Origin of the sequence: Candidatus Magnetominusculus xianensis (genome assembly GCA_001541255.1) — a bacterium.
Taxonomy (GTDB): domain Bacteria; phylum Nitrospirota; class Thermodesulfovibrionia; order Thermodesulfovibrionales; family Magnetobacteriaceae; genus Magnetominusculus; species Magnetominusculus xianensis.
In genome coordinates this window covers 1-8,193 of record LNQR01000040.1, presented here as the reverse complement: position 1 = coordinate 8,193, position 8,193 = coordinate 1, and the positions used below count along the sequence as shown (strand labels likewise).

The 8,193-nt window shown below is 46.3% G+C and carries 6 protein-coding genes; 1 reads left to right on the top strand and 5 read right to left on the bottom strand.

Translation table 11 applies throughout. The features are described from left to right. Positions 1-371 precede the first annotated feature (371 nt). Positions 372-2,156: a KUP/HAK/KT family potassium transporter gene (locus ASN18_RS06215; protein ID WP_353740364.1), complete on the top strand. Its 1,785-nt coding sequence runs from the start codon at positions 372-374 to the stop codon at positions 2,154-2,156. A 52-nt stretch (positions 2,157-2,208) separates the two neighbouring features. Here ASN18_RS06215 and metG read toward each other — a convergent pair whose 3' ends face one another. The 5 genes from metG to ASN18_RS06190 are packed head-to-tail and all read right to left on the bottom strand — an operon-like array spanning position 2,209 to position 8,005. After that, entirely contained in the window at positions 2,209-4,140 is a 1,932-nt protein-coding gene (gene metG / locus ASN18_RS06210) for a methionine--tRNA ligase (RefSeq protein WP_085051884.1), read from the bottom strand. A 25-nt stretch (positions 4,141-4,165) separates the two neighbouring features. Beyond that, a complete protein-coding gene (locus ASN18_RS06205; RefSeq protein ID WP_085051883.1) occupies positions 4,166-5,251 on the bottom strand; it encodes a PSP1 domain-containing protein in 1,086 nt (361 codons plus the stop codon). 2 nt (positions 5,252-5,253) lie between these two features. Further along, entirely contained in the window at positions 5,254-6,330 is a 1,077-nt protein-coding gene (locus ASN18_RS06200) for a DNA polymerase III subunit (protein ID WP_085051882.1), read from the bottom strand. Beyond that, a complete protein-coding gene (gene tmk / locus ASN18_RS06195; RefSeq protein ID WP_085051881.1) occupies positions 6,321-6,944 on the bottom strand; it encodes a dTMP kinase in 624 nt (207 codons plus the stop codon). Before tmk ends, ASN18_RS06200 begins: the two co-directional genes overlap by 10 nt. Beyond that, positions 6,941-8,005 (bottom strand): uroporphyrinogen decarboxylase/cobalamine-independent methonine synthase family protein, encoded by a 1,065-nt coding sequence (locus tag ASN18_RS06190; RefSeq protein ID WP_157072862.1) that lies wholly within the window; start codon positions 8,003-8,005, stop codon positions 6,941-6,943. The genes tmk and ASN18_RS06190 overlap by 4 nt, the downstream gene beginning before the upstream one ends. Positions 8,006-8,193: the final 188 nt, after the last annotated feature.

Sequence of the window (8,193 nt, the reverse complement as noted above, 5' to 3'; positions counted from 1 at the left end):
CTATCAAGAATCCTTGCTGAAGCCTTATTCGAAAGATTCAGCCTTATTGACATCCTCTCCTTTAAAAACTACTATGCCTCTAAAATCAGAAACCATATCTCCCAGCCTTCTTTATTTTAACCGGACACTACTGTTTTTGAATTGACACCACAATCTTTGCACTGGACAATATTATATCTATTTTGGCATACTACGTGCTGTGTATCGTCAGATTCGCAAATGTACATTTGATGAAATAACTATGGAAACAAGATGCCCCAAAAAGGCCTTAACTAAGTGGTTGGTCTGTTACTAAAATGAAACATACTGAAAAAGAAGGCTCACAGGAATCTGATTCAATATCTGGTCATGTTTCTGGCCCAATTTCGGGTATGATAAAATCATTAGGCCTCGTCTTCGGCGACATAGGCACGTCCCCAATCTATACGCTTACCGTCATAGTGCTTCTTACTAAGCCCACAGAAGACAACGTCATAGGCATCCTGTCACTGATTGCCTGGACCCTTGTTGTGCTTGTAATGATGGAGTACGCGTGGCTTGCCATGAGCCTGAGTAAAAAGGGCGAGGGCGGCACGGTGGTCTTAAAAGAAATCCTGACTCATCTGGTAAAATCAAAGGGCAAAGTTGCAGTTATCAGCCTTTTGTCAATCGTCGGCATATCGCTGCTCATTGGAGATGGCGTAATAACCCCGGCAATAAGCATATTGAGCGCCGTAGAGGGGTTGCGCCTGATTCCAGATTACGAGGCCATTAAGACAGAGACCCTTATAGCAATTGCCGCGGTAATAGCAATTCTCCTGTTTCTCTATCAGAGAAAAGGCACAGAGAAAGTTGCACGTGCCTTCGGGCCGTTGATGTTAGTGTGGTTTGCAGCCCTTACTGTGTCGGGGATTATCGCCCTGATGGAAATGCCTTCTGTGTTAAGGGCACTAAACCCGTATTATGGCATAAAGTTTTTAATCGAAAAAGGGGTAGGCGGCTTTTTTATCCTCGCTGAGGTAACGCTTTGTGCAACAGGAGGTGAGGCGCTCTACGCCGATATGGGACACCTGGGCAGGAGGCCAATCCTGCGCGCATGGTACTTCGTATTCTTTGCCCTGCTGATAAATTACTTCGGGCAGGGGGCATATCTGTTGCACCATCCAGACACAAAAAACGTCCTTTTCGAGATGATTTTCAGCCAGTCACGACTGCTCTATATACCGTTTTTAGTACTCAGCATCGCTGCCACTGTAATCGCCTCTCAAGCCATGATCAGCGGGATGTTTTCCATTGTCTATCAGGGCATCACCACGCGCGTTATGCCTATGTTCAAGGTAGATTACACGTCTTCAGAACTCAGGTCTCAGATTTACATCGGTTTTGTAAACTGGTTTTTGCTCGTTGCGGTGGTGTTTATCATGGTCTTATTCAAGGAATCAAGCAAGTTGGCAGCCGCCTATGGTTTGGCCGTTACGGGGACGATGACCTTAACGGGTATATTTATGACGTGGATATTCTATCTGAAGAAAAAATACGCACTATCGATAGTTTCCCTCTGTATTGCCTGTGTAGACATGGTATTTCTCCTGTCAAACACATTTAAGATACCTCATGGCGGGTATTGGTCTATAATTATTGCACTTATTCCTTTTTCAATTATAGTGATTTATATATCAGGACAGAAGAGGCTGTATAAACGCCTCAAACCCATGCCTCTTAAGGAATTTCTGAGAAGATACGAATTTGCTTATAAAGAAAAATGCAAAATCGAAGGCACCGTGCTATTCTTTGCCAGAGACATTGAAGTCATCCCGCCTTATGTTGAAGGGACTATGCTTAAGGCCGGTATAGTTTATGAGGACAACGTAATCGTCTCAATGATTCAGACAGATGAGCCATACGGCCTGATGGGGTGTGCAAATACCCCGGTTGCCCCCGGTCTTCGCAGCTTTACTATTAAAATGGGCTACATGGAGGTGTTTGACATGGAGGAGATGCTCATGGCACATGGTATCAACGAAAAGACTATATTCTACGGCATGGAAGATATCGTAACAAATAACTTCATCTGGAAGATATTTTCCATCATAAAACGCCTCACACCGTCTTTTGTGCAGTTCTATAAACTGCCCGCAGATAAACTCAGAGGGGTTGTCACACGTATTGAGATGTAATTTCTGGCGTCATTCTGTATGTTCGTTCCCACCCGGCAGCCATTCTCAGCCTTTATTTTACCAGCGCTCCGGCAGGGATTTCTCTATCTACTGTTATCAGCGTCAGCCCTTCGGAGTCCGAGGCGGCAAGCACCATCCCCTGTGACTCCACACCCATGAGTTTTGCAGGCTTGAGGTTTGCCACTATTACCACTGTCTTGCCAATCAGCTCCTCTGGCTTGTAGTGTTTTCCTATGCCTGCCACCACCTGACGCTCTTCACCGGAGTCAACCGTTAATCTGATAAGTTTATTCGAACCCTTGACGGCCTCAGCTCCCATTATCTTCGCTGTCTTGAGTTTTACCTTCGCAAAATCAGCTATATCTATAACATCTATTACGTTTTCCAAGCACCCCTCCTTTGAAGATGTCTTAGCAGCAGGCGGTTTACCGGAGGGCTGCGTCTTTGCTTCCGTTTCAATCCTCGGAAATAGCTGTTCTAGTTCCTGTATTTGCATTTCCTTTTCTGTCAAGCCCCATATGCTTACCGCTTGAAGGTTTACCTTCAATATATCTTCCCCTGTCAACCGGTTGTAAAGCCTGCCCATTGATTTAGGCATATACGGATAGAGATACAGGCTTACAAATCTGATACCCTCCATCAGTGAATACATCACTGTGCGCAGTCTGCCTGCTGTTTCATTATTTTTGGCAAGCACCCACGGCTTATTCGTATCAATGTATTTATTTAGATATGTTACGAGCGTCCATATCTCATCAAGGGCCTTGTGAAAGGAAAGCTCATCCAACTGACCATCGATTTTCGATAGAATCCCCTCAGCGAGGTCTTTTAACTCTGCCTCAACCGCGTCGGGCGTTGGTACCTTGCCGTTAAAAAACTTATTCAGCATAGCCAATGACCTGCTGACAAGATTCCCCAGGTCATTGGCAAGGTCGGTATTTATCCTGCCCGTCAGCGCCCCCTCAGAGAAATCCCCATCAAGGCCAAACGTTACCTCACGAAATAGAAAATACCTCATGGCGTCCGCCCCGTATCTTTCAACCATTTCAAACGGGTCAACTACGTTGCCAAGCGATTTTGACATCTTGCGGCCTTCGGTAGTCCACCACCCGTGAGCAAACAGACGCTTTGGAAGCGGTATATCAAGCGCCATCAGCATGGTAGTCCAGAACACCGCATGGGTGGTTAAAATATCCTTTCCCACCAGATGAACTGATGCTGGCCAGCAGCCTTTTTTATCAGCAGCCCCGTTAATAAGATATCGAGTTGCGGAGTAATAATTTATCAGTGCGTCAAACCACACATAGGTCACATAGTTTGTGTCAAACGGCATCGGCACGCCCCATGAGAGCCGCTGGCTTGGTCTTGATACACATAAATCCCCAAGTGCATTCGACCTTAAGAACCCCAGCACCTCGTTTCTCCTCGTTTCGGGCATTATGTAACCGGGATTGTCTTTTATATGCCTTACAAGGGCATCGTGATACTTTGACATCAGAAAGAAATAATTCTCTTCTTCTATTTTTTCAACTGGCCTGCCACACTCCGGGCAGTTCCTGTCCTGTACATCTTTATCAGTCCAGAAACGCTCATCATGCGTACAGTACCAGCCCTCGTAGCGCCGCTTTACAATCTCTCCCTTGTCGTAGAGCCGCTGAAGGAGTTCCTGAACTATCTCTATGTGGCCTGAGTCTGTAGTCCTTATGAAGGCATCATTTGTAATGTCAAGTTTTGCCCAGAGTGTTTTGTAATTCCCATGGAGCTGGTCTGTGTGCTCCTTTGGGGATAATCCGGCGTCAGAGGCGGCTTTAAGCACCTTCTGCCCGTGTTCGTCCGTACCTGTGAGGAAAAACACAGCATTGCCCATCAATCTGTTGAACCTTGCCAGTATATCTGCCGCAACCGTTGTATAGGCATGTCCGATATGCGGGACATCATTTACGTAATATATAGGGGTTGTTACATAAAAAGACTTCCCTTCCATGTTTAGAATATATCCTCCATTGGTGTCACTCTTTCTTTTTAGTCTTAAACTTCCTGAATCTCCATTTATTTTTTTTCTCGCCGGTTTCAGGCTTTTTCTCCTCTGGCGGCGTCCTGGTGTCTTTGGGCGAATCAGGAAGGCTCTCCTGTTTTACCTGTTCTTGTGCCGGGGCGCTTACACGGCCTTCTGCCTTTGCTGGCTTGACCTCAGATGTCTCTTTTGGGGCAGATGCGGTGGAACGCCTCTTTGTAAAGTACTTTTTCCTGTGGTCACGTTTTTTCGATATTTCTGCAGTGTTATCAACCTGTGATTCTGACGCCCCGCCGCCGTTTATATCTATTATAGCGGGTTGTTTGTCTTGCCTGTCACGGTATTTAGATTGTGACGGTTTGGGCATGTTAACATAAACATTGTCCTTCTCTTCTACAATGAAATCATCAAGAATCGTATCTTCTTTTATCACTATGGTATCCTCTGTCTGAAAATCTTCCACCTCAAAACCCAGACAGCACATTAGTCTGCCGCAAAGCCCTGATAATTTACCGGGATTTAAAACCAGGTCCTGCTTCTTAGCCATTCTTATAGAAATCGGTGCGAAATTCGATAGAAATGTCCGGCAGCAGACCTCCCTGCCGCAGATACCAATTCCCCCAATAATCTTCGTCTCGTCTCTTACGCCTATCTGACGCATTTCTATTCGTGTCTTGAATCTTGAGGCCAGGTCCTTGACAAGCTCTCTGAAATCTATCCTGCCGTCTGCCGTAAAATAAAACACTATGCGCCGCCTGTCGAGGGTCACCTCCGTATGTACCAGTTTCATAGGAAGTGCACGTGCAGTTATCCTCTCCAAACAGTATTCCCTTGTCTCCTGCTCAAGCAAGTCGTTGTCTGCCTTGGCGGTTATGTCCTCATCTGTAACACTGCGAAGGACTTTCTTGAGTTCCTTGTCGGCAGCTTCAATGGTCTTTTCTCCTATAACTATGTTTCCTATGGTCAGGCCAAAACTCGATTCTACTACGACGAAATCCCCTACATTCACGGTCAGCCCGTCTGTCTCGAAATCATATATCTTGCCGCATCTTTTAAATCTGATACCAACAACTGTAGGCATATTCAATAAACCCCTTCTTTAGGTGAATTATGATACGCACCATAAAGCGCATTAGCGCGGCCTCTTTCTGAAACACCAAACACGTCTCTCAGTTTTGAGGCTGTATAGTTAAACACAATACCCTTGTTAATATTCAGCGCAAAATATCTGCTCAGACTAAAAAATACCTCATAACAATCTACTATCACACTGATATCAGCAGCCTTACACAGAGCGGTAAACTCTGCCTTCTTGTCCATGTTTACTAAGGCTGTGTGCCCCAGTTTCAACGCTGCCATATCCCTAAGAAATACCATCGCGCTCTCAAACCACAGGGACATCTCCTGCCTGTCCTTCCATTGCTGCGTCTTCTTACCGCTTACCATTGCCGTAAACATCGCAAGCGCCCTGTCGCGCCCGTTTACAAGCGCTTCATTTAACACGGCCCTGGCACTTCCGTTTGACAGGCTGATTTGGTCGTCCGTTACCGCAATGCCATGTTTTTCAGCTATCGCACTAAGTACTCTAAAAGAAAGCGGCACAAAGGGTATCTTTACGCACCGCGATCTTATTGTGTCCAACAGTGCTTCCTCCATGTGGGTTATCAGCACGATTATGCTGCCAGCGGGGGGTTCTTCAAGGGTTTTCAGAAAGGCATTTCCTGCGCTGGGGTTCATCGCATGAGCATCTTTAATTATCACTGCCTTCCCCTTCCACTGCATAGCGCTGGTTGACAAAAACTCACCAGCCTCTCTGATTTGATCTATTTGAATGACCCTGCTCTGTTCCTTGTTTTGTTCAGACTTGACAGCCTTTGCTGCCTTGTCCTTAACATCGTCTTCCGGGGCCATGACCTTCAGGTCTGGATGCACAAGTGAGTCCGTGTTTTTACAGGAACGGCATTGCCCGCAAAAATTCCCCTCTCTTACGCAGTCACTATCTTCACAGTTCATTGCCTTTATAAATGAAAAAGCGGCAGTTGTCTTTCCCACCCCGCGCGGGCCGGTAAATAAATAAGCCGATACTATCCTGCCTGTCTTTAGCATCCCGCCAAGGATTCTCACAGCCCTCTGCTGCCCCATTAAGCCGTTTAACGGCATCTCAGCCTCTCCTCTATTGCCGCAACTATTGTCTTTGTGACAACGGCAGTATCTGCCGAGGCATTGACTATCTTAAAGCGTGCAGGTTCCCTTTTTGCTAATTCAAGAAACCCCGTGCGAACCTTTTCGTGAACGGTTATTGACTCCAGTTCAAACCGGTCTATCTTTTTTGCATCTTTATTTCTTCCAAGTCCAACACTGGGCGCCAGGTCAAGTAAGACAGTCATATCGGGGCGAAGACCTCCGGTTGCTGCCTTGTCGATTTCCATTACGAGGCGCTCATCAAGCCCCCTGCCATAGCACTGATAGGCCAGCGTTGAATCTGTAAACCTGTCTGTTATGACAACAGCACGTCTGTCCATAGCAGGGACAATGACCTCAGCCAGATGCTGTGCCCTTGCCGCGTTATAAAGCAGGAGTTCTGTCAGTGGAGCCATCTGCTGAAAACTCTTATCGAGTAATATTTCCCGTATCCTCTTGCCTATTTCACAGCCCCCCGGCTCATACGTTGCAACTACATCAATCCCCCCGGTGCGTAATTGCTCTGAGACCAAACGAACCTGAGTAGTCTTGCCCGCCCCCTCTATGCCTTCAATAGATATAAATATCGCTATTCCCTCCCTGAATCACCCACTACTGCGGGCTGCGTAAGGAGGAATTCCTTCAATCCCTTAAGAATGGTAAACACCTTGTCTGATTCCTCAGTGCTTAACGAACCAGTACCGCATGACGGGGTAAGCATAATGTTAGAAACAAGTGAGCTATCATACTTCTGAAGCCTCTCGAAACAGTCCATGAATTTCCTCTTTATCCCATCGGCGTCTTCTGTCCTTATTGCTTCAGTCGTAGGGACGATACCCCAGGCCATTGTCCCGCCTGTTGCAATATAATCGGCCATCGCCTCACGATATATCTCTATGGTGTTAAAATACCCATATGCATCAAAATTCACTATATCCGGCTTAACGTCAAAGACCATAGGCCAATCACAGTTGCCGCAGCAGTGCAGGCCGGTGACTGCCCCGGTTTGTTTCACGCCATCGATTGTTTCCTTTAAAAGCCTCTTGATTTCTACCTCAGAAATCCCTAAATACGTACTTGAGCCGATCGAAGACAGCACCGGTTCATCGATAAAAATTACTACATTGTCTGCCAGTTCCTTAAGTTTATCCACCTGCCACGCGGCCTTTGAGATCAGCAGCATGATAGCGATTTCCCTGAGTTCTTCGTCATAGAAAATGTCTCTGCCGTCACGGTCTTTTAGTCCAAGGGTAAATGTTAGCGGGCCTGTTATATGACCTTTGACAAATGGAAGTTTTTTGCCTGCTTTCATAAGCGGCATTTTTGGTATTTCCATGAGCATTTCATAAAACCCGGCGGCATAGGGCTCCGATATGGCAGAAACTGGTCTTTCCGTATTGTATGCCTCATAGAATTGCCTTAGCGGGGTGTCGTCGTCTGCTCGTTCTATCCATACGCGTTCTCTTGAATCATCGATTTTTACAAATGGCATCCCCTCTGTGTACTGCAGTATCATGGATTCGGTGAAGGCCCGCCTGGGCAGTTGAGGCCAAAACGGGATATCAAAGTGTTCTATTATCGCAGCGCACGCTCCTCGTATCGCCTCATGGGGCAGACTTCCAATACCGGTTGTTGTAAATTTAGGAAATATCATAGTTAGATAATAACCTATCAGGGCTGGTTGTTACAAGTGCTACCGCCAGGGCAAACGCATTAGAAACTTACACCCGCTAATCCCTCTCCTGGATTCCCGCTTTACCGTGAAAATCCTACGGAGCTAAGACACACAACTCCCCCTACCGTCTATTGACAGTTTTTTTGATGATGAATCTACGCCTTTTT